We start from the raw sequence: 21,795 nt of genomic DNA, 5'->3' as shown, positions 1-21,795 counted from the left end.
GCCCACCGTGTGAGTTCGGTCGATGACAGCGTGTACGGTGCTCCGAACGCCTCGGGGCAGGGTCACGGACCCAGCCCTTCCCGACGTCTCCTGGAACCGCCTCCCATGATCGAAATGCCGGACCTGGTGGCCGGTGGTCTCGCCGCCGGGACACTGTCCGCCCTCGCCCTCGGCGGCGGCCTGCTGCGATCCCGGCGCCGGCAGGCCGTCCAACGCGACCGGATCGCCGCCCTGCTCCAGCAACTGGATGATGTACAAGGGGCGTTGACCGCCGAGGTGGAGCATCTGGCGGCGGAGCGGATCCCCGCCGCCGCCCGGCAGACGGCGCATCCGCACGTCGTCGTGCCCGGTCCGCTGGAGCCGGGGACCACCGGAACGCCGTTGGGCGTCGCGCTGGAGGGCGTGCTGAGCGCCCTGCGCACCGAACTGCTCGCCCAGCGCACCCGGATCGACTCCGCCGCCCAGGCCGGGATGCGCGGCGCCACCCGGGAGATCCAGGCCGCCCTGTACCGGTTGCAGGACGCCCTGCGCGGTCTGCAACAGCGTTACGACGATCCCGAGTTGGCGCAGACCCTGTTCACGCTCGACCACGAGAACGAACAGTCGCTGCGCCGGGCCCAGGTCGCCGCGGTGGTGTGCGGGGCCTGGGTCGGGCTGGCGCGTGAGGAGTCGCACCTGGTCGACGCGGTGACCGGCGGCCAGGCACGCCTCGCCGGCTACCACCGGGTGCGGGTGCACAACCATCTCCAGGAGGGCACCGCGCTCGTCTCGCACGCCGTCGAGCCGGTCGCCCTCATCGTGGCCGAACTCCTGGACAACGCCCTGCGCCACTCGGCGCCCGACACCGACGTCCTGGTCAACCTGGAACACGTCCACCACGGGGTCTGCGTCACCGTCGACGACGCGGGCCTGGGCATGACACCGGACGAACGGGCCCGCGGGCAGCGGCTGGTGGCCGGCGGCGAGCCGATCCTGCTGACCGATCTCGGGGACCCGCCGCGCATGGGGCTCGCCGCGATCGGGCAGCTCACCCGGCAGTTCGACCTGGGCGTCGACGTGTCCTCGCCCTCGCCCTACGGAGGAGTGCGCGCGGTCCTGCGGGTCGCGAGCCATCTGCTCACCCGTATCGACCCGGCCGAGAGGCCACCGGCGGCCAGCGCGCCCCGCTCGACCCTGAAACCCGTCACGCCGGACCAGGCCGCGGATCCGCACCACGAGCCGAGCGCGCGGCCCCCGTCCCCTCTCCCGCACGGCCGGACCGCGCCGCGGGAGACCGCGGCGGAGCACCGCCAGGCCCCGGCGCCGGACGGTGCCGACACCGCGCACTCCCACGGCACGGAACAGCGCGGCGCGCCGCAGCCCGCCGCTCCGGCCGGTGGGGCTCCGCACGACACGGGCGGAGTTCTGCCGCAACGGCGCCGCCGCTCCCGCCGTACCGCTCCGCCCGCGACGGCGTCCGGACCACACCTCTCGGCGCGCACGCCGGAGGAGGCCGCGGCCGTGCTCGGCGGTCTTCAGTCCGCCACGGCGGCGGCCCGCGGCGCCACCGACCCGGCGGCCGCGCGCGCCGGGGCCGGACCCGCGGCACGGACACGGGCGGCCGACGACGGCGGACCCGCCGGGGGAACGCCGACGAACACCGGGGAAGAGCCCGCGAACGCCGGGAGAACGCCCGCGAGCACCGGGAGCCGAGCCTCCGGAGGGCGGTCGGCGCCCGAGGGAGTCGAGCCCGCCGCACACGAACGCCCCGGCACCGACGGCGGAACCGCCCCGCGGGAACCCGGGGAAGCCGAGCGCCGGCCCGCCACGGCGAAGACGCCGGACCCCCGCCCCCCGTCCGTCGGGACGGACTCGGCCCGGGACGGGGCGGGGGACGCCGGGCCGAAACGCCGGTACGGCTCAGGCTCGGCAGGGGGCCCGCGCGACGCGGGCGCAGTGGAGAACGAACACAACGACCATGAAAAGGGAGCGGCTCGATGACCAGCCGTCAGGCAGGCGACACGGCATGGGTGCTGGACCCGATCCTCGAGGTGCCGCATGTCGTGGCCGCCGTCCTGCTCACCCGCGACGGACTCGCCACCGGGTACACGGACGCGCTCTCGCAGCCTTCGGCGGAGCGGGTGGCCGCCATCACCAGCACCGTGCAGGGCGCGTGCCGCACCGCGGCGGCGGCGTTCGCGGACCAGGACCGGGCCGAGGTGCGACAGGTGGTCGTCGAGTCCGACCACGGCTACGTCCTGATCGTCCCCACCGACCACGGCACGTGTGTCGCCGCGTACGGGGATCCGGAGGTTCGCCTGGACCTTCTGGCGCACCGCGTCCACTCCCAGGTGGCGCGGATGGGCGAGAAGGCGATGACCGCCGCGACCCGAGGATCCGACGGCGGCGCGCCGGCATGACCGGCCGCCGTGGCGGCCGTCCCCTGGTTCCCGCGTACCTGTCGACCGGCGGCGTGGCCCGGCCCAGCCGACCGCACCTGGAGCGGCTGTCGGTGCTCACCGCCGTCGGCGGGGCCACGCCGGCGGGCCTGCCGGCCGCCCAACTGGCCCTGCTGGACGTCCTGGACGACGGTTCGCTGACGGTGGTGGAGGCGGCGGCGCTGCTCGAACTGCCGGTCTCCGCCCTCCGCGTCCTGGCCGGCGATCTGATCGACCGGAACCTGGTGCTGGCGCGCGCGCCGATCCCGCCCGCCGAACGGTTCGACCCCGACCTGCTGAAGAGAGTGGCCGATGGCCTCCGCGCCCTCAAGCACTAGCGGCATCCACCTGCCCGACACCGCCCGCGACCTGGTGAAGATCATCGTCGCCGGCCCGTTCGGAGTGGGCAAGACGACCCTCATCGACTCCGTCTCCGAGATCCGCCCGCTGCACACCGAGGAAACCCTGTCCGAGGCGTCCGCGCAGGTGGACGACCTCGCCGGAGTCCGGGAGAAGGCGACCACCACGGTCGCCATCGACTTCGGGCGGATCAGCCTTCCCGGCGGGATCGTGCTGTACCTGTTCGGCACGCCCGGACAGGAACGGTTCCGCCCGCTGTGGGACGACATCACCCACGGCGCCCTGGGGGCGCTCGTGCTCGTGGACAGCCGCCGTATCGACGCCTCGTTCGACGTGCTCGGGCTGGTGGAGGAGAGCGGGCTGCCGTACGCGGTGGCCTTCAACGCGTTTCCCGACTCGCCGGGCCACTACAGCGACGAGGAGTTGCGCGCGGCCCTGGACCTGGAGCCCGCCACCCCGATGGTGACGTGCGACGCCCGGGACGCCGACTCCTCGATCGACGCGCTGCTCGCTCTGGTCCAGTATCTGATCGACCATCCCTCGGAGCGCCGGTGACCACCCACTCCCCCGCCCGGCGGGCCTTCTCCCGCTCTGCTCCGGTACGGCTGTGGGAGGACGGTTTCGCCCTGGACCCCCACCGCTACTACGCCGCCCTGGGCGCCCAGGGCCCGGTGGGCTGGGCCGAACTCGCGCCCGGCGTACCCGCGTACGTCGTCACGGACCGGCGGGCCGCCCTGGACCTGCTGCACGACACCGAGTCGTTCTCCCACGACCCGCGGCCGTGGGAGGCGACCGTCCCCGACGACTCGCCGGTGCTCGGCATGATGCGCTGGCGGCCGAACACCCTGTTCGCCGACGGCGCCGCCCATGTCCGCTACCGCACCTCGCTGGCCGACACCTTCGACCGCCTCGAACCGCACGACCTGCGGGCACGGGTGCACCGGGCGGTGCGCCTGCTGGTGGGCCGGGTCGGGCCGCGCGGCGAGGCCGACCTGGTGGCCGACTTCGCGCGCCCGCTGATGGCGCTCGTGTTCAACAGCCTGTTCGGGCTGCCGGAAGACGCGAGCGACCGCCTGAACGAGGCGCTGGGCACGATGATGGAGGGCGGCGACCAGGCGGCCGAGGGCGAGGCCGAGTACGCCGGGTACGTCCTGGAGCTGATCGCCGCGAAGACCGAACGGCGCGGCGACGACCTGCCGAGCCTGCTGCTCGACCACCCGGCGGGGCTCAGCCCGGAAGAGGTCACCTGGCAGGTCTTCCTCACCCTCGGCGCCGGCCACGAGCCGACCGCGAACCTGGTGTCCAACGCGCTGTCCCGGATCCTCGGCAACCCCGACTACTACTCCACCCTGACCAGCGGGGCCCGTCCGGTGATGGACGCCGTGGTGGAGGTGCTGCACCACGAGACCCCGCTGGCCAACTACGGCATCCACTTCGCGCGCCGGTCCATGACCTTCCACGGGGTCTGGATCCGTGCCGCCGTACCGGTCGTGATCTCGTACGGAGCGCTCGCCCACTTCGCCGAGCGGGAGGCGACCGGTGGCCGCCTCCCGAAGGACGCCTCGCACCTCTCGTGGTCGGCCGGCCCGCACGCCTGCCCGGTCAAGCAGCCCACGCTGCTCATCGCGACCGAGGCGATCGAGCGGCTCACCCAGTGGCTGCCCGACCTGGAGCCGGTCCTGCCCCGCGAGCGGCTGACCTGGCGGCCCGGCCCGTTCCACCGTTCGCTGACGTCCCTGCCTGTGCGGTTCAGCCCGCGTTCCCCCGACCAGCCTGGAGAGTCGCCGTGACCGTGACCGACCGTATCGCCCTCGACCCGTTCGGGGCCGACATCGCCGCCGAGAGCGCCCGTCTGCGCGCACTCGGCCCGATCGTGCCCGTCGAACTGCCCGGCGGCATCCCCGCCTGGGCGCCCACGGGCTACGACACCCTCAAGGAGCTGATCCTCGACCCGAGGGTGAGCAAGGACCCGCGCAAGCACTGGAGGCAGTGGCCGGAGGTCGGCCAGAACCCCTCGTGGGGCTGGATCCTCGGCTGGGTGGGTGTGGTGAACATGCTGTCGACGTACGGCCCCGACCACGCGCGGCTGCGCAAGCTGGTAGCGCCGAGCTTCACTCACCGGCGCACCGAGGCGATGCGGTCACGGGTGGAGGCAATCACGACGGAGCTGCTGGAGGAGCTGGCGGCCGCCGGGGCGCGGGGTGAGACGGTGGACCTCCGGCAGGAGTTCGCGCATCCGCTGCCGATGCGGATGATCTGCGAGCTGTTCGGTGTGCCGGACGAACTGCGGGAGGACACCTCGCGGCTGGTCGCGGCCATCATGGACACCTCCGATCCGAGCCCGGAGCACACCGCGTTCGTGCAGGGGCAGATCGGTGCGGTGCTGGGCGGGCTGATCGCCCACAAGCGCGAGCACCCGGGCGACGACATGACCACCGAGCTGATCCGGGTCCGGGACGAGGACGGGGACCGGCTCAGCGACGAGGAACTGCTCTACACGCTGCTACTGGTGATCGGCGCCGGCTTCGAGACCACCGTCAACCTCATCGGCAACGCGATCGTCGCGCTGCTCACCCGTCCCGGGCAGGTGGAGGCGGTGCGCGGCGGGAAGACCGGCTGGGACGCGGTCGTCGACGAGACGCTGCGCGTGCACCCGTCCATCGCGTCCCTGCCCCTGCGGTTCGCGGTGAGCGACCTGACCGTCGGCGACGTCACCGTCCCGGCGGGGGACGCGATCATCACGACCTACGCCGCCGCCGGGCTGGACCCGGCGCACTACGGCCCGGACGCCGACGTCTTCGACGCCGCGCGGGGTGCCGACGACCACCTCGGGTTCGGCATCGGCGTGCACCGGTGCATCGGGGCGCCACTGGCCCGTATGGAGGCCCTGACCGCGCTGCCCGCGCTCTTCGACCGCTTCCCCGGTCTGCGTCTGGCCGTCGGCGCGGAGGAACTGCGCCAGGTGCCGTCCTTCATCGCCTTCGGCTGGCAGGAGGTGCCGGTGCGCCTGGACGGCTGAGTGCCGGGCGTTCCCGCGGCGGCGGGGCGCGGTGCTCGACGGCGGGCCGCCCCAGGAGTCCTGGGGCGGCCCGCGGCGCGGAGTTCGCCGTGTGCGGGCGCCGTGCGGTGCGCTGACCTGCGCCCGGTCGCCCGACGGCACGGGACCGGTCCCCCGTTCCGGTCCCGTGTCCGCGGCTCGTCGAACCTATGTGTACAGGACAGCGGTTGGGTACCGCGCCGGTGCCCCTTCGGCCCGGCGGAGGGCTCACCCGTGCACAAGTGAGTCCGGAATGCCCGCGTTCACTCCACGCCGAGGGCGGGCGGTTGGAGGTCGCCCACCGCCACATGGGCCAGGACGACCTCGTACAGGTCGCTGCCGGCGGCGAGGAGCTGGCGTTCAAGGACGGGCTCCACCCCGCGGACGTGCTCGCGGACGGTCTGCGCGTGCATGCCGAGCAGTTGCGCGGCGCGCTCGGCGTTTCCGCCGGCGGTGATCCAGGTGCGCAAGGTACCGCGCAGGTCTCGCGCGTCCGCCGCCAGACGGCCGAGGAGCTCGCGTGCCCAGGTGTGCAGCGCGGGGCCGGTCAGCAGGTCGCCGAGGGGTACCGAGCCCGTCCGCGGCGCCGGGCCGACGGCCGGCTGGTCGTCCAGGCCGGCCTGGGTGTTCAGGGCGAGGTGGACGGCGGCCCGGTCGGTCAGGCTGCCGAAGTCCGCGCCGACCAGTCCCTCCACCCGCTCCATACGGGCCCGTACCGTGTTGCGGCTCACCCCGAGGACCTTCGCCGCGCTCACGGCGGTGAACTCCAGGCCCAGCCGGGTGGTGGCGAGCAGTTCGGCGCGTGTGTGGTGCGCCAGTGTGTCCAGCGGCCGCAGCAGCCGGGCGGACCAGGCGCGCAGTGCCTCGGGGTCCATCAGGCGCTCGGGGTGGCTGCGTTCGGCGTACACAGCGGCCCCCTCCGGACGGAACCGGGCGACCGCGAGGGCGCTCACGGCCTGCCCGTACGCGGTGGCGGTCCGGGCCAGGCCGTGCCGGGTGCTGCCGCCGAGGAAGGTGCGCGGGCGCGCGCCGACCAGCGAGCGCAGGTTGCGGCCGTCGGTCTCCAGCGGCGCGAGCACGATCACGTGCTCGTCCACCGCCGGGCAGAGCACCACCAGGGCTCGTTCCCCGGTGGCGTCCCGGCATTCGGCGGCCAGCCGGTGTCGTTCGTCGCGGCGGGTTTCGACGACGTAGACCCAGGCGGCGTCCGTGTCGAGCAGTCCGGGCCACAGGCCCGCGGCCACGCGGCGGGCCGAGACGGTGTCCTCCACCATCAGCAGTTGCAGGATCGCCAGCCGCAGGGCCGCCGTCGCCTTTTCGAGCCGGTGCCCGGCGACGGTCGACTCGTGGGCCCGCAGCAGCAGTTCGAGCACTCCGGCGGTGTGGGTGACCATCTCGGCGGCCTGCCGGTCGAAGGGCTCGGCGCGGGAGACGGCCAGGACGCGGGCCGACTGGGGACGCGGGCCTCCCACGCGCACCAAGCGGACGTGGTGTCCCCGGTCCTCCAGCGCGGCGGAGGCGAACCGGCCGGTGACGACGTCCTCGACCACGTTCTCGTCCAGGGCCACCGGCTCCCCTGCCAGCAGGGTGCCGGTGCCGTCCAGCAGGCAGCCGGTCCCGTGCACGGACGCGGCGAGCCAGGCGACGACCTTCCGCACGTCCCGTCCGGTCGGTCGCAGTTGGTCGAGGAGTTCCTCCGCCCAGGACGCCCGGTCGTCCCGTCCCGTTGCTCCGGCGGTCCCGTCCTCTCGCCCGGCCATGTCGGCCCTCTCCTCATCCGTCGCCTGTCCGTGGCCTTGACCTCGGCGTTTTCGGTCTTGGACGTTACCAGGCAGTGCCCTTTCACTCCGGCCCCGGGCACGCCGCACGATCGGACGAGCGGTCAGGAAGGTGGCTTCACCGGTGGTTCACGGGGGGGTGCCCCTATGTGTTTGGTCAAGGTCCGGGCCAGTAAGTTCGTGTGGTCGGGTGCGGAGGCCGAGTCGTGGGGGTGTGCATGGGTGATAGCCAGGTGACGATCAAGCTCACGAGCGACGAGGCACTGGTGCTGTCGCACTGGCTGGAGAAGCTGCAGATGACAGACCTCAGTCGCGTTGTCGACGATCCGGCGGTCTGGGCACCGATGCATCGGATAGCCGGAACGCTGGACAAAGCGCTTCCCGAGCTGTTCGCGCCTGACTATGACCAGCGGCTCGAGGCCGCTCGTCGGCGGCTTCGGCCGGAGGACTAACTGATCGGTGGTCTGAACCCTCACCTGGCCGCGGCGGGTTGGGGTTCGTAGAAGGTGCCGTCACGGAGCATCGCGAAGAGGACGTCGGCCCGGCGTCTGGCGAGGCAGAGCAGGGCTTGGGTGTGGTGCTTGCCCTGGGCGATCTTCTTGTCGTAGTAGACCCGCGAGGCTGGGTCGCCCAGGGCGGCGAACGCGGAGAGGAAGAAGGCCCGTTTGAGCTGCTTGTTTCCTCGTCGGGAGGGCTGTTCGCCGCGGATCGAGGAACCTGAGCTGCGGGTCGCCGGGGCGAGACCTGCGTAGGCGGCAAGGTGGCCAGCGGTCGGAAACGTGCTGCCGTCGCCGACCTCGATCAGGATCCTGGCTCCGGTCCTGACGCCGACTCCTGGCATCGACGTCAGGACTTTCGAAAGAGGGTGGGCCCCCAGGAGTTCCTCGATCCGCCCGGCCAGCAGTTTCCGCTGGTCAAGGACGGCCGTCAGTGACGCGGCGAGGCTCGGGACGATCAGTGCAGCAGCGTTGGTGCCCGGGACCGTCACGGTCTGCTCGTCGAGGGCGGTGAAGATGTCCTCGATCAGCCGCTCGGCCATTCTCGGTGCCTTCGGCCGCAGCAGCGTGACCAGGCGCCGCCGCCCTGCCTTGCGGATCTGGGCTGGAGACCCGAACCGCTCCAGCAGGGTCAGGACGGCTGGGTGCTGCAGGCGCGGCCCCAGCACCCGTTCCAGCGAGGGATGGATCTGGGTGAGCAGGCCGTGAAGCCGGTTGGCGACCCGGGTGGCCTCGCCGGCCAGGTCGTCGTCGAACCCGACGATCATCTCCAGCTCGGCGATCGTCTCGTCCTCGCCGTCGATCGCCCGCAGCGTGTGGGGCATCGCGCGGGCGGCATCCGCGATGATGAACGCGTCCTTCGCGTCGGTCTTGGCCTCGCCGGGGTAGAGGTCGGCGATCCGCCGCATCGTCAGCCCGGGTAGATAAGCGACCGGGCAGCCCATATTCCTCGCAACCGCCAGCGGCAGGGCGCCGATCGAGGCCGGCTGGTCGACCACGACCAGTACGGTTCCGTGCTTGGCCTGGAGTTTGGCGAACAGCTCGCGGAGCTTGGGCTCGGTGTTGGGCAGCCGCTTGTCGAACGCTTTCGTTCCGGCCGGGGTGACGGCGGTGGCGTGATGTTCGCCCTTTCCGACGTCCAGGCCGAGGAAGATGTCGATGTCGCCGGTGTCGATCACGTGCAAGCCCCTCCATCACGCTTTCGTCCGGCCTGCCAGGGCACCGAGCTGCCACATCCACGTTACGGAGAGCTCATCCGGCTCGCGTGAAGCCGGTGCTCAAGCCCCTCATCAGCGGTCCGTCGATGCCTCCGGATCCGGTGACACCACCCCCCGGATCATCGACAACAGGAGGGGGAAGTCATGCCGGACCCGAAGGCCGGAGGCCCCATTGCGGAGCCACGAAAACGGTAACGGGGGGGTGAACAACCGGTGAAGCCACGCGCCCGAGGCCGGGGGGACAGCTCCCGAGCGACACGTGAAGCCTGCTTCCCCCGTTCCCGGGAAGTACGCCTACGAATTCGAAGGGGATACGACTCCGTCGGCACGGGGCAGCCTGACGGGACGCCGAGGTACCGGACACGAGGCGGGTGGACGTAGGGCACGGCTCGGACGGGTGGCATGGTGGGGGCTACTACTCAGCCCACCGGCGCGACCCAACCCGCGCGAGCGGCGCAGCACGCACAGCGACACGGCCCCGTGCGGGCAACGGCACGGAGAGCCCAGCCCGGCCGGCGCCGCCCACGCGTCCCGCGCAGGGGCAGCGGGGCAGAACAGCTCTGTGCAGACAGCACAGACGCTCGGCGCAGGCGGCGCTGCGCAAGAAGCACAGCCGCCGCCAACGACACGTCACAGCGGCCCGTAAAACGACGCAGTTGGGCGCGATGCGAGCGTCAAAGCGCCGACATGCGGACAGTTCGGCTCCGGTAGGTGCGGCGCGCACAGCACGGAGCGGACAGCTCAGCCCGCGCGAGCGGCGCAGCACGCACAGCGACACGGCCCCGTGCGGGCAACGGCACGGAGAGCCCAGCCCGGCCGGCGCCGCCCACGCGTCCCGCGCAGGGGCAGCGGGACGGGGCAGCACCGTGCAGACAGCTCGGCGCAGGCGGCGCTGTGCAAGAAGCACAGCCGCCGCTGACACCGCACCACCAGCGACAGAGCACAGGGCGGACACCGGCCCGCCGTCCTGGCGCGATGCGAGCGCCAGGGCGCGAGCGGCCCGCGCAAGGGGGGACCTGCGGCGCGTGCAGCCAACCACCGCCTGCGCGATGCAACACCGCTGGGCGCGGCGGGCGCGGCGCAGCCCCCGCGGCCCGCGCGGGCGGCACCGGGCGGAGCTGGCGGCGCCGACGGTGCTGTGCCGGCGGATCGGTGTCGACCGGGCCTGCGGCCGGGGCGTTGGCGGGTGCGGGTGGGGCGCGGAGCGGTGGGGCGGCGCGCAGGGACTGTTGGCAGGGGCCTGCGACGTGGTGGGCGGGGTTCGGCATAAGCTCGGCGGATGGCGAAGTATTTCGACGTGCACCCCGACAATCCGCAGCCGCGAGCGATCCGTCAGGTCGCGGACAGCGTGCGCGACGGCGCGCTGATCGCGTATCCGACCGACTCGTGCTACGCCCTGGGCTGCCGGCTGGGCAGCCGGGACGGTATCGAGCGGATCCGGACGATCCGGCAGCTGGACGACCGGCACCACTTCACCCTGATGTGCCAGGACTTCGCGCAGCTCGGCCAGTTCGTGCGGATCGACAACGACGTCTTCCGCGCCATCAAGGCGTCCACGCCCGGCAGTTACACCTTCATCCTCCCCGCCACGAGGGAGGTGCCGCGCATGTTGCAGCATCCCAAGAAGAAGACTGTCGGAGTGCGCATCCCCGACCACGTCGTCACTCAGGCCCTGCTCACGGAACTCGGCGAGCCGCTGTTGTCCAGCACGCTGCTGCTGCCCGACGAGGAGGAGCCGATGACGCAGGGCTGGGAGATCAAGGACCGGCTCGACCACGTGCTGGACGCGGTGGTCGACTCCGGCGACTGCGGCACCGAGCCGACCACGGTCATCGACTTCTCCGGCGGCGAGGCGGAGATCGTACGGCGAGGAGCGGGCGACACCTCACGGTTCGAGTGAGGGACCCGGCGCGAACAACGGGCGGCCATCAGAGGCGACGGGCGTCCGCCACCGCCGCGAGGCGCCCCGGACGTGTCGCACAACACGGCCTGATTGACATGTACGCACCCTGGACGGGATTCTGAGAGCGCTCTCACTTCAGGTACGGACCAAGCAACTCCGTATCCCCCCAACCCCCCCACGGAGGTGGAGCATGCTCAGCAGACTCAAGGTGCTCGCGGTGACAGGGGCGACGGCCCTCGTCGGCGCGCTGCTCGGATTCGGTGCCCCCGCCGCGGCCGAGGCGGCGGTGCCCGACACGATCCCGCTGGAGGTGACCAACAACTCCGCCCGCGGCGAGCAGCTGTACATCTACGACATCGGCACGTCCCTGACGACCGGTCAGCAGGGCTGGGCCGACGCGAACGGCGCCTTCCACCCGTGGCCGGCGGGCGGGAACCCGCCGACTCCCGCCCCCGACGCCTCGATCCCCGGGCCGGCCGCCGGACAGTCGGCGACCATCCGGATCCCCAAGTTCTCCGGGCGGATCTACTTCTCCTACGGCCAGAAACTCGACTTCAGACTGACCACGGGCGGACTGGTCCAGCCCGCCGTGCAGAACCCGAGCGACCCCAACCACGACATCCTCTTCAACTGGTCCGAGTACACACTGAACGACGCCGGGCTGTGGCTCAACAGCACCCAGGTGGACATGTTCTCGGTGCCGTACTCGGTGGGTGTCCGGCGCGCCGACGGAAGCACCGCCAGCACCGGCCGCCTCAAGCCGGGCGGCTACCACGCCGTGTTCGACGCCCTGCGCGCGCAGCCCGGCGGCTGGGGCGGTCTGATCCGGACCCGGTCCGACGGCACCGTGCTGCGAGCGCTCTCACCCGGGCACGGCATGGAGAACGGCGCCCTGCCGGGCGGCGTGATGGACGACTACGTCAACCGGGTCTGGCAGAAGTACGCCGGCACCACCCTCACCGTCACCCCGTTCGGGGACCAGCCCGGCACCCGCTACTACGGCCGGGTCTCGGGCGACGTCATGAACTTCACCGACGCGTCGGGCGCCGTCGTCACCAGCTTCCGGAAGCCGGACGCCGACAGCGTCTTCGGCTGCCACAAACTGCTGGACGCACCGAACGACGCGGTACGCGGTCCCATCTCCCGCACGCTGTGCGCCGCGTTCAACCGGTCCACGCTCCTGGTGAACCCCGACCAGCCGGACGCCACGGCCGCGAACTTCTACCAGGACTCGGTGACCAACCACTACGCGCGGATCATCCATGACCGGATGGCCGACTCCAAGGCCTACGCGTTCGCCTTCGACGACGTCGGCAACCAGGAGTCCCTGGTCCACGACGGCGATCCGCAGCGGGCCTACCTCACCCTCGATCCCCTGGACTAGCAAGCGAGTTGGCCACGGAGGGGTCCGGCACCCGATCGCCGGACCCCTCTCGTCCGCAGGGCATTGATCATTGTTACGGTGCACCGCGTGTCCAACTCCTCACGCGATACCGTCGAAGGCGCCGGCTGGACGGCCACCGAACCAGGCTCGTACCGGCAGTTACTCCCCGCCAGGGTGCGGAAGCTGTCCTGGCTCGACCCGCGCGTCCTGTGGGCCGCCCGCAACGGGGTGGTCGCCTCCTGGTTCGGGGACCCCACGGGCCGCACCCGGGACCGGTGGGTGGCGCAGCGGACGGCGGCCGGCGCCCCGGCGGACAAGGTGATACGGCGACCGGAGGGGGACCGCTTCTCCTTCCTCGTCATCGGGGACACCGGCGCGGGCGACGACTCTCAGTACGCCGTCGTCCCCGGCCTTCTGGAGGCCGGTCGGGACACGTCGTTCGCCGTGATCACCAGTGACGTGATCTATCCCGTCGGGAGCACCGACGACTACAGCACCAAGTTCTTCCGCCCGTACCAGGACTATCCGGCGCCGATCTACGCGATACCGGGGAACCACGACTGGTACGAGGACCTCGGCGGGTTCATGCGCGTCTTCTGCGACGACGCCCCGCCGCTGCCGCCCGAGCCGGGGCCCCGCCCGCTCGGCCGTGCCTGGTGGCGTGCGCTGCTGTGGCATCGGCCGCGCCCGACGGACGAGCAACGCTTGTCCGAGGCCCGGAAGCTGAGGTCGCAACCGGATCAACAGGCCCTCCAGCCCGGCCCGTACTGGGCGATCGACGCGGGTCCGGTGCGGATCGTCGGCATCGACACCGGCCTGCTCGGCACGATCGACGCCGAGCAGGGCGCCTGGCTGCGGGAGGTCTCGCGAGGGCCCCGCCCGAAGATCCTCCTCACCGGATCACCGCTGTACGTGGACGGCGAGCACCATCCCTGCCCCATCGAGGGCGGCGGCACCGTCGACGACATCGTGCGCGACCCGGCGCACCGCTATGTGGCGGCGATCGGCGGCGACATCCACAACTACCAGCGCTATCCGGTCGACGTGGACGGCCGCACCGTCCAGTACGTCGTCTCCGGCGGCGGGGGCGCGTTCATGCACGCCACCCACACCATCCCGCGCGTGTCCGTCGCGAACGTCACCGAGTCGGACTTCCGCTGCTATCCGCTGCGCGGCGACTCCCTGGCCTTCTACAGCAGGGTGTACGCCCGCCGGCTGCGGCTGCGCCGCTTCCTCGCGCTCAGCGAGGCCGAGGCGATGGCCGTCGTCGCCGAGCGGCTCGGCGTCCCGTCCGTCCGCCCCGGGGGCGCGCCGGTACGGGTCACCCGGCGCGTCCGCCTGGTGGCGAGCCTGCTCGGCGCCGGCCGCCGCCCGGAGCGCCGGGCCCGCTTCCGCCTTCCGGTGCGCAAGCTCTACACCCAGCTGTTCTCGCCGAGTTCGGCCACGTACAGCCCGCCGTTCTTCAAGTCGTTCCTGCGTCTGGACGTCACCGGGGAGGCGGTCCGGCTGCGCTGCTTCGCGGCGACCGGCGGACGCGCCCAGGAGGTGGCACCGCCCGTCGAGGACGAGGTCACGATCCCCCTGACCTGACCGCCGGCGTACCGGCCGCGCCCCGGCCGGTCACCAGCGGCCCGGCTCGCTGCCGGTGATCGGCTCGGACGGCTTGCCGTCCACTCCGACCGGTACGTCACCGGCGAGCATCACCCGGTGCATGATGCGCGGGAAGCCGAGGTGGGCGCTGTCGCCGGGTGCCAGGTGGATGGTGGCCCGGTTGTCCCAGAAGGCCACGCTGCCCGGCTCCCAGCGGAACCGGACCGTGTACTCGGGCCGGACCGCCTGCTCCAGCAGCATCTCCAGGATCGCCGCGCTCTCCGCCCGGGAGAGGCCCTCGATCTGCTCGACGTAGTAGCCGTTGACGAACAGCAGCCGCTCGCCCGTCTCGGGATGGACGCGTACCAGCGGGTGCACCGTGGCGATCTGATGGTCCATCAGGTGACGGGCGTACGCGTCGTCCCCGGGCCGCGGCTGGTAGCCGACCCCGAGCCGGTGCTCGGCGCGCAGCCCGTCGACGAAGGCGCGTACCGGCTCCGACAGTCCGGCGTAGGCGGCGGCCAGGTTGGACCAAGTGGTGTCGCCGCCGTACGGCGGGACGGTCTCGGCGCGCAGGACGGTCGCGGCCGGCGGGTCGACGCGGGCGCCGTGGTCGCAGTGCCAGCCCCGCAGCAGCGTGTGCCGGCGGCGCCGCAGCCACTCCTCGTGGTCCATGCCGAACCGCCCGCCCAGCTCCAGCCGGTCCGCGGTGGTCTCCACCTCGGGAACGTCCGGCGGTGACGCGCCGCCGCGCCGCCGCAGGACCACCGGCTCGCCGAAGCGGCGGGCGAGGGCCACGTGGGAGGCGTGGTCCAGCCGCTGCCCGCGGAAGAACAGCACCTTCCAGCGCAGCACCGCCGCACGGATCTCCGCGGCCACGGCGTCGTCGAACCCTCCGGCCAGATCCACTCCGGTGACCTCGGCCCCGATGTACCCGGCGATCGGCCTCACCTCGATCCCGCCGGCCCCGCGCCCGCCCGCTGTGCCCGTGTCCGTCGTCATCCGCGCGCTCCGATGGTCGTCGTAACGGTCTCCGCCGATCGTGACAGCGTTTTCCGCCCCGGGCGACAGGGCCTCCCCTCCCCCGTCCGCGACGGGTCCGCGCACAGGCCGCCGCGGGGACCCTTTCAGGGGAAAGTGCCGCCCGGCGCGCGTGGCGGCATGCCGGTTCGTCGACATCTCTGCCGTGACCCTGCCGCTGATCCCGCCCATGCTCGCCACGCCCGGCCCGCTTCCGCCGGCCGCTCAGGACGCGCGGTGGGCGTACGAGACGAAGCAGGACGGCCAGCGCGTGGTGGCGTATCTGCCCGGTGACGGCGGGCTGCTGCTGCGGGCCCGCTCCGGTGAGGACATCACCGCCGCCTACCCCGAACTGAGGCCTCTCGGCCGGGTGCTCGGCGCCACGCCCGCGATCCTGGACGGGGAGGTGCTGGCGCTGGACGAGCAGGGACGGGCGAACTTCCAGTTGCTCCAGGGGCGCATGGGACTGGCCCACGCCCCCGGCCGGGCAGCGCGCAGGGCCGCCCGGGTCCCCGTCCACCTCGTCCTGTTCGACGTGATGCACCTGGGCGCGCACCCGCTGCTCGCCCTCCCCTACATCCGGCGCCGCGAGCGCCTGGAGGACCTCGGCCTGACGGGTCCGTACTGGTCGACGCCCTCGGCGGTCGTCGGCCACGGCGCCGAGGCCCTGGCCGCCACCCGCGAGCACGGTCTTGAGGGCCTGCTGTGCAAGCGGCTGAACTCGGTGTACGAGCCGGGGGTGCGCTCCCGGGCCTGGATCAAGATCCGCAACATGCGCAGCGAGGACGTCCTCGTGGGCGGCTGGCTGCCCGGCAAGGGGCGGCTGACGGGCCTGCCGGGCGCCGTCCTGATGGGCCGGTTCAAGGGCGGGCGGCTGCGCTACGTCGGCAGTGTGGGCACCGGCTGGAGCGAGGCGGAGCGGTCCGAGCTCGCCGCGCTGCTCGCCGCCCTGGCGACCGACGTGTGCCCCTTCGACCCCGTGCCGGCGGTGCGCGGGGCGCACTGGGTGCTGCCGCGGCTGGTCGGCGAGGTCCGCTACAGCGTGCGCACCCGGGCCGGGATGCTGCGCCAGCCCTCCTGGCTGCGGCTGCGCCCCGACCTCACCCCCGAGGAGGCCGCGGTGGCGGACCCGCCCGACGATCAGGAGATGTGACGGCACGTCAACTTCCCTGCATCCGAACGTCTTGAACCGCACGGGTCGCCGGCAGCGAGGTCTATGGTGTCCCGCATGTCCGTCCCCGAACTGATCCGTATCGTCTCCCGCGACTCCCCCATGGCGCTCGCCCAGGTGGAACGCGTCCGCGCCGAACTGGCCGCCGCGCACCCCGGTGTGCGCACCGAGGTGGTCCCGGTGCGCACCACCGGCGACACGTGGCTGGGCGATCTGTCCGCGGTCGAGGGCAAGGGCGCCTTCACCAAGGAGGTCGACGCGGCGCTGCTGGCCGGCGAGGCGGACCTCGCGGTGCACTGTCTGAAGGACGTTCCCGCCGACCGGCCGCTGCCGGCCGGCACGACGTTCGCCGCGTTCCTGAAGCGGGACGACGTCCGTGACGCCCTCGTCCACCCCGGCGGGCTCACCCTGGACGAGCTCCCGGCCGGCACCCGCGTCGGCACGTCCTCGGTCCGCCGTGTCGCCCAGCTCGCGGCCGGCCACCCGCACCTCGACTGCGTGCCGTTCCGCGGCAACGCCAACCGGCGGCTGGAGAAGCTGGCCGCGGGTGAGGCGGACGCGCTCCTGCTCGCCGCGTCGGGCCTGGAGCGCATCGGGCGCGCGGACGTCATCAGCGAGGTGCTGTCCCCGGAGGCGATGATGCCGCCCATCGGCGCGGGCATCCTCGCCCTCCAGTGCCGGGAGGGCGACAGCGAACTCATCGAGGCGGTCGGCCCGCTCGGCGACCCCGGCACCCATCGCGCGGCCACCGCCGAACGCATGTTCCTGCATGTGCTCCAGGGGCACTGCAACAGCCCGATCGCCGGGTACGCGCACGTCGACCGCGCCGGAGAACTCTCGCTGCGGGCCTGTGTGTTCACCCCCGACGGCAAGATCCGGCTGAACGCCCACGAGTTGGCGGGCCGGCTGGACGCGGCCACACTCGGCACGTCGGTCGCCGTCGCCCTGCTCCGCCAGGGCGCCCGGGAGATCATCGACGGCATCCCGCACTGACGACGCGGGCGCGGCAGGGGACGGCGGAAACACACCGGGGCACGGCGGGGCGGCCCAGGACGGCGGAGGCGCTCCGGGGGTACGGCGGGGCAGCCGACAACGGCGGAAACACACCGGCGCACGGCGCGGACTCGACGGAGTACGGCGGGGGCGCTCCGAGCGTACGGCGGGGTGCGGCGCGGGCGCGGCTGAGTGCTGCAGGCGTACGGCGGAGTACGGCGGGATCAGCCCGCGGTTCCCGGTCCCGCCTGGTCGCGCAGGAAGGTGCTGATCTGGTGCGCCAGCCCGCCGGGTCCGCCGGCCGGGGGCGTGCCGGTCCCGGCGGGCTCCTCGTGCCCGTCGACGCAGCCGGTCCACAGCGCGCGCGAGGTCCACTCCTCGTCGACCCGCAGCTGGATCTGCGCGTCGATCTGGGACAGAGCGGCCTCCGGCCCCGCCGCGTACAGCACCGCCGTGACCCGGCGCAGCGGATAGACGTCGAAGCCCTCGATGAACTGCGAGTTGCGCCAGTCGACGAACGCGCCGTCCCCGTCCGGGCCGATCCGCACGTCGATCTGCCCGTCCTCCAGGTGGACGCCGAAGCGCCGCGTGCCGCGGTTCTCCACGGTGACGCGGAGGCGGAAGTACGTCAGACCCTCGGCGGCCTCGTCGCGCCCCCGCGGCGGCTCCGACCGCTCCAGGCGGTGGACGCGGACGCGCAGACCGGCATGCTCCTCGTACTCCTGCCAGTCCCCGACCACGTTCGGCTCGTACACAATGCACCTCTCGACTTCCAAGAGCTGCTTCCTATCCGCGCGCTCAGCGCACTGTCAAATGTGCGGAATGCGCCGTGGCCGGGGAATTCACCGTCTTTGATCGCTGATCAAGCCGTGGGCAGGAGGAATTCGCCGACGGGCCCTCGAAGCGGTCTCCGGGGCGTGCCGCACATCACTCCGACGGGCGGCCCGGCCGGCGGTCCGCAGGGCGTCGTCAGCGGGCCAGGCGGCCGAGCAGCGCGGAGGCCGCGGTGATGCCGAGCGCGGCGGCCACCACGAGGACGGCGAAGTCGGTGGCGAGGTGCGCGGGGGTGCCGAGCAGCAGCCCGCGCAGGGCGTCGACCTGATAGCTGAGCGGGTTGGCCTTGCTGACGGCCTGGAGCCAGCCGGGCATGACGGCGATCGGGTAGAGGGCGTTGGAACCGAAGAACAGCGGCATCGTGATCGCCTGCCCGATGCCCATCAGCCGGTCGCGGCTGAGCACGATGCCGGCGATGGTCATCGACAGGCAGGCGAAGAACGCCGAGCCGAGGACGACGGCCGCGGCGACGCCCAGCAGCTTCAGCGGGTTCCAGGTCAGCGCCACACCGAGCAGGGCGGCGATGGCGATCACGACGATCGCCTGGATCAGCGCCTTCACCCCGGCCGCGAACGCCTTGCCGGTGACCAGGGCGGAGCGCGGGGTCGGAGTGACCAGGAGCTTGTTGAGGACGCCCGCGTCGCGCTCCCAGATGATCTGGATGCCGTAGAAGATCGCGATGAACATGGCGGACTGGGCGATGATGCCCGGCGCCATGAAGTCGATGTACGGGATGCCGCCGGTGGGGATCGCCCGGATGCGGGTGAAGGTCTGACCGAAGATCAGCAGCCACAGGGCGGGCTGCACCGCGCGGGTGTACAGCTCGGTGCGGTCGTGGCGGAGCTTCTGCAGCTCCACCGCGCACATGGCGACGACCCGGGCGGGCAGCAGCCGGCACGGGGCTGCGGGGGCCGCAGCAGCAGCCCGATGTCGTCGGCGCTGACGGCGTCAGCCGACGCGGCGCGCGGTGCGGCGGGTACTTCGGACATCGCGGAAGTCTCCTGAGGTGTCGTCGAGGCCGCTGCCGGCCACGTCGCGGAAGACGTCCTCCAGCGTGGGCAGCGGGTCCGTGGCCGGGGCGCCCTGGGCGCGGCGGCGCTCGCCGAGTCCGTCGCGCAGCTCGGCCGGGGTGCCGAGGGCCCGGATGCGGCCGCGGTGCATCAGGGCGACCCGGTCGCAGTACGTGTCGGCCTCGTCCATGTAGTGGGTGGTCACCAGGACCGTCATGCCGGTGGCGGCGCGGACCGCGCCGATGTGCTCCCACACCCCGGTGCGGGCGATCGGGTCCAGGCCGATCGTCGGTTCGTCGAGGATCAGCAGGCGGGGTGAGCTGACCAGGGCCTGAGCGAGTTCGAGGCGGCGGACCATGCCGCCGGAGTAGGTGTTCGCCAGCCGGTCGGCGGCGTCGGCCAGACCGACCGCGGCCAGCGCCTGGGCGACCCGTTCGGCGCGTTCGCGGCGCGGGACGTCGAAGACGCGGGCGAACAGGGTGACGTTCTCCCGGCCGGTGAGGGCGGCGTCGGCGGACAACTGCTGCGGGACGTAACCCAGCAGGCGGCGTACCGCCATGCGGTCGGAGGCGGCGTCGCGGCCGAAGACGCGGACCATGCCGGAGGGGACCGGCAGAAGGGTGGTGATGCAGCGGATCGCCGTGGTCTTCCCGGCGCCGTTCGGGCCGAGCAGCCCGAACACCTCGCCCGGGCGCACGGACAGGTCCACGCCGTCGACGGCGTTGGTGTCGCCGAAGGCGTAGGCGAGTCCGGTGCAGGCGACGGCGTCGTCGGCCGGCTCGGCGGCAGCGTTCCGGGTCATGGGCGATCGGCCTCCTCGTGCAGGTTCTCGGCCAGTCTGCGCAGGGCGGGCACCGCCGCGCGCAGCGCGTCCCGGTCCGTCTGGTCGAGCCGGTCCACCTGATGGCGTACGAGGGCCGCGCGGCGTTCCCGCCAGTCGCGCAGGCGGGTCCTGGCTGCCTCCGTCAGCAGCAGGCGCGCGGCCCGCCGGTCGGCGGGGTCCGTCTCACGGATCAACTGACCGTCCCGGACGAGCTGGTTGACCAGTGTCGAGACGGAGTTGCCCGCCAGGTGCAGCTCCTTGGCGGCCTCCGAGACGCCTATGCCGGGGCGGCCCTCGACCAGACGCAGCAGCTCGTTCTCGGCACCGCGCAGCCGGGGCACGGTCATCCCGGCGCGCAGTCGTCGGCGGATCAGCCGCTGGACGCCGACGAGGGCGTCGGCCAGCTCTTCGGGGAAGGTCTCCGGGGTCACGTCCACCAGATTATCTCTGTAGCAGAGGTAATCACCCCAAGAGCCGGTCAAGGATGCCCCGGGCGCGGCGGCGGGCGGGTGCGGAGGCGGCGGGGAGGCGGATGCGGAGGCGGCTCCGGCACGGCGCGGAACCGGCGGGCGCGTCCGCATTCGCACCGCCATGGAAATGCACGCAATTCCTCCGGTGGCGATTCTCCGGATTCTGGACAACAATTGAGATTCGTGCGGTCGCATACCGTCACCGCATTCCCGGAACAGTTTCGAAATCGCCGACTTCGGGAATCCCGAGTCCAGTGCTTCGGACAGGAGGCACGTCCGTGGGAGCCGGCGCGCCGGGCCCCGTTGTTCATCTCCGTTCGGTCCGAGCCCCGCCCCTCCCAAGGTGTCCGTCCATCCAGCACCTGCTGAGGGAGGCGCAGCTCATGCGTACCACCGGCAGAACGAAGGCCCATCCGCACGACGACGCCCCCGACACCGCCGAGGCGTTCGAGCGGCTCGCTTGCATGCCCGACGGCGCCGAGCGCAAGGCGCTGAGGGACGAGCTGGTACAGGTGTGGCTGCCCATGGCCGAGCGGATCGCCGTACGGTTCCGCGGGCGGGGCGAGGCCCTGGAGGATCTGTACCAGGTGGCAGCGCTGGGCCTGGTCAAGGCCGTCGACCACTACGACCCGGCGCGTGGCTACGCGTTCGAGGCGTACGCCGTGCCGACGGTCACCGGGGAGATCAAGCGGCACTTCCGCGACCACATGTGGACGCTGCACGTGCCGCGCCGGGTCCAGGACCTGCGCAACCGGGTACGGCGCGCCACGAAGGAGCTGGCGCAGACCACGCCCGGCCGGACGCCGACCGTGGCCGAGATCGCCGAGTACGCGCACCTGAGCGTGAGCGACGTGCACACCGGGATGGAGGCCCTGGACTGCTTCGCCGCGCTGTCGCTGGAGGCGGAGGTCCCCGGTACGGACGGCTACGCGCTCGGCGACGGGCTGGGCGAGGCCGACGCGCGGTTCGACCTGGTCGTGGACCGGGTGGCGGTCAGGCCCTGTCTGGAGGCGCTGCCCGAACGCGAGCGCACCATCCTGTACCTCAGGTTCTTCGGGGGCATGACGCAGAGCCGGATCGCGCAGCAGCTGGGCATCTCGCAGATGCATGTCTCGCGCCTGCTCAGCGGGTGTTTCGCCCAGCTGCGCGAGGAGCTGCTCGCCGAGGCCGGGTGAGCCGCGCCGCGGCTCGCCCGCGGGGCGGGGCTGCCGTGTCCCGCGCCGTTTCGGCGGCGTCCCGCGGGTACTCGGCAGGCGTCTTCCGCGTGCCGGTCGGACACTGGTGTCAGGCT

At 72.7% G+C, this 21,795-nt stretch carries 18 protein-coding genes and 2 pseudogenes; 13 read left to right on the top strand and 7 right to left on the bottom strand.

The window, feature by feature from the left end:
• Nucleotides 1-105: 105 nt before the first annotated feature.
• Genes TNCT6_RS31745 through TNCT6_RS31720 form a run of 6 tightly spaced genes read left to right on the top strand, consistent with a single transcriptional unit; the run spans nt 106 to nt 5,796 of the window.
• On the top strand, nt 106-1,980 hold the full coding sequence (locus TNCT6_RS31745) for an ATP-binding protein (RefSeq protein ID WP_253266291.1): 1,875 nt from the start codon (nt 106-108) through the stop codon (nt 1,978-1,980).
• Nucleotides 1,977-2,399 carry a roadblock/LC7 domain-containing protein gene (locus TNCT6_RS31740; protein WP_141364530.1) on the top strand — a complete coding sequence of 141 codons (423 nt, stop codon included), beginning with the start codon at nt 1,977-1,979 and terminating at the stop codon, nt 2,397-2,399. The genes TNCT6_RS31745 and TNCT6_RS31740 overlap by 4 nt, the downstream gene beginning before the upstream one ends.
• The gene (locus TNCT6_RS31735; protein WP_141364528.1) at nt 2,396-2,755 is read left to right on the top strand and encodes a DUF742 domain-containing protein; all 360 of its coding nucleotides are present in this window, start codon (nt 2,396-2,398) and stop codon (nt 2,753-2,755) included. The genes TNCT6_RS31740 and TNCT6_RS31735 overlap by 4 nt, the downstream gene beginning before the upstream one ends.
• Complete coding sequence (locus TNCT6_RS31730; protein ID WP_141364526.1) at nt 2,730-3,332, top strand: ATP/GTP-binding protein; 603 nt, start codon at nt 2,730-2,732, stop codon at nt 3,330-3,332. Before TNCT6_RS31735 ends, TNCT6_RS31730 begins: the two co-directional genes overlap by 26 nt.
• Entirely contained in the window at nt 3,329-4,567 is a 1,239-nt protein-coding gene (locus tag TNCT6_RS31725; RefSeq protein ID WP_141364524.1) for a cytochrome P450, read from the top strand. The genes TNCT6_RS31730 and TNCT6_RS31725 overlap by 4 nt, the downstream gene beginning before the upstream one ends.
• Nucleotides 4,564-5,796 carry a cytochrome P450 gene (locus tag TNCT6_RS31720; protein WP_141364522.1) on the top strand — a complete coding sequence of 411 codons (1,233 nt, stop codon included), beginning with the start codon at nt 4,564-4,566 and terminating at the stop codon, nt 5,794-5,796. Before TNCT6_RS31725 ends, TNCT6_RS31720 begins: the two co-directional genes overlap by 4 nt.
• 246 nt (nt 5,797-6,042) lie before the next feature.
• Here the strand turns inward: TNCT6_RS31720 and TNCT6_RS31715 are convergent.
• A pseudogene (locus TNCT6_RS31715) lies at nt 6,043-7,574 on the bottom strand (helix-turn-helix domain-containing protein).
• A gap of 236 nt (nt 7,575-7,810) precedes the next feature.
• Between TNCT6_RS31715 and TNCT6_RS31710 the strand changes: the two are divergent.
• Entirely contained in the window at nt 7,811-8,044 is a 234-nt protein-coding gene (locus TNCT6_RS31710) for a hypothetical protein (RefSeq protein WP_141356313.1), read from the top strand.
• Between the two features lie 20 nt (nt 8,045-8,064).
• Here the strand turns inward: TNCT6_RS31710 and TNCT6_RS31705 are convergent, their stop codons facing one another.
• Nucleotides 8,065-9,267, bottom strand: a complete 1,203-nt coding sequence (locus tag TNCT6_RS31705; RefSeq protein WP_141356311.1) for an IS110 family transposase — start codon at nt 9,265-9,267, stop codon at nt 8,065-8,067.
• Between the two features lie 1,318 nt (nt 9,268-10,585).
• Between TNCT6_RS31705 and TNCT6_RS31700 the strand changes: the two genes are divergently transcribed.
• The 3 genes from TNCT6_RS31700 (at nt 10,586) to TNCT6_RS31690 (ending at nt 14,183) form a co-directional block, all read left to right on the top strand.
• Nucleotides 10,586-11,206 carry an L-threonylcarbamoyladenylate synthase gene (locus tag TNCT6_RS31700; protein WP_172633114.1) on the top strand — a complete coding sequence of 207 codons (621 nt, stop codon included), beginning with the start codon at nt 10,586-10,588 and terminating at the stop codon, nt 11,204-11,206.
• Nucleotides 11,207-11,399: 193 nt separating this feature from the next.
• Nucleotides 11,400-12,593: a glycoside hydrolase family 64 protein gene (locus TNCT6_RS31695; RefSeq protein ID WP_141364518.1), complete on the top strand. Its 1,194-nt coding sequence runs from the start codon at nt 11,400-11,402 to the stop codon at nt 12,591-12,593.
• An 87-nt stretch (nt 12,594-12,680) separates the two neighbouring features.
• Complete coding sequence (locus TNCT6_RS31690; RefSeq protein ID WP_141364516.1) at nt 12,681-14,183, top strand: metallophosphoesterase; 1,503 nt, start codon at nt 12,681-12,683, stop codon at nt 14,181-14,183.
• Between the two features lie 30 nt (nt 14,184-14,213).
• Here TNCT6_RS31690 and TNCT6_RS31685 read toward each other — a convergent pair whose 3' ends face one another.
• Nucleotides 14,214-15,185: a TauD/TfdA family dioxygenase gene (locus TNCT6_RS31685; protein ID WP_141364514.1), complete on the bottom strand. Its 972-nt coding sequence runs from the start codon at nt 15,183-15,185 to the stop codon at nt 14,214-14,216.
• Nucleotides 15,186-15,369: 184 nt separating this feature from the next.
• On the opposite strand from TNCT6_RS31685, the gene TNCT6_RS31680 reads away from it, so the two are divergent.
• Together TNCT6_RS31680 and hemC are read left to right on the top strand one after the other, a co-directional pair.
• A complete protein-coding gene (locus TNCT6_RS31680) occupies nt 15,370-16,356 on the top strand; it encodes an ATP-dependent DNA ligase (protein WP_141364512.1) in 987 nt (328 codons plus the stop codon).
• 75 nt (nt 16,357-16,431) lie between these two features.
• Entirely contained in the window at nt 16,432-17,367 is a 936-nt protein-coding gene (hemC, locus tag TNCT6_RS31675; protein WP_141364510.1) for a hydroxymethylbilane synthase, read from the top strand.
• A gap of 224 nt (nt 17,368-17,591) precedes the next feature.
• Here hemC and TNCT6_RS31670 read toward each other — a convergent pair whose 3' ends face one another.
• From TNCT6_RS31670 to TNCT6_RS31655, 4 genes and pseudogenes are all read right to left on the bottom strand, one after another.
• Complete coding sequence (locus TNCT6_RS31670) at nt 17,592-18,122, bottom strand: hypothetical protein (protein WP_141364508.1); 531 nt, start codon at nt 18,120-18,122, stop codon at nt 17,592-17,594.
• Nucleotides 18,123-18,336: 214 nt separating this feature from the next.
• Nucleotides 18,337-19,190, bottom strand: a pseudogene (locus TNCT6_RS31665) (ABC transporter permease).
• Complete coding sequence (locus TNCT6_RS31660; RefSeq protein WP_141364506.1) at nt 19,150-20,013, bottom strand: ATP-binding cassette domain-containing protein; 864 nt, start codon at nt 20,011-20,013, stop codon at nt 19,150-19,152. The pseudogene TNCT6_RS31665 and the gene TNCT6_RS31660 overlap by 41 nt, the downstream one beginning before the upstream one ends.
• On the bottom strand, nt 20,010-20,465 hold the full coding sequence (locus tag TNCT6_RS31655; RefSeq protein WP_141364504.1) for a MarR family winged helix-turn-helix transcriptional regulator: 456 nt from the start codon (nt 20,463-20,465) through the stop codon (nt 20,010-20,012). The genes TNCT6_RS31660 and TNCT6_RS31655 overlap by 4 nt, the downstream gene beginning before the upstream one ends.
• Before the next feature lie 422 nt (nt 20,466-20,887).
• Here TNCT6_RS31655 and TNCT6_RS31650 point away from each other — a divergent pair, with 422 nt between their 5' ends.
• Nucleotides 20,888-21,679: a SigB/SigF/SigG family RNA polymerase sigma factor gene (locus tag TNCT6_RS31650; RefSeq protein WP_141364502.1), complete on the top strand. Its 792-nt coding sequence runs from the start codon at nt 20,888-20,890 to the stop codon at nt 21,677-21,679.
• Nucleotides 21,680-21,795 lie beyond the last annotated feature (116 nt).

It is taken from the genome of Streptomyces sp. 6-11-2 (assembly GCF_006540305.1).
Taxonomy (GTDB): domain Bacteria; phylum Actinomycetota; class Actinomycetes; order Streptomycetales; family Streptomycetaceae; genus Streptomyces.
This window is presented reverse-complemented; position numbering and strand designations above follow the sequence as displayed.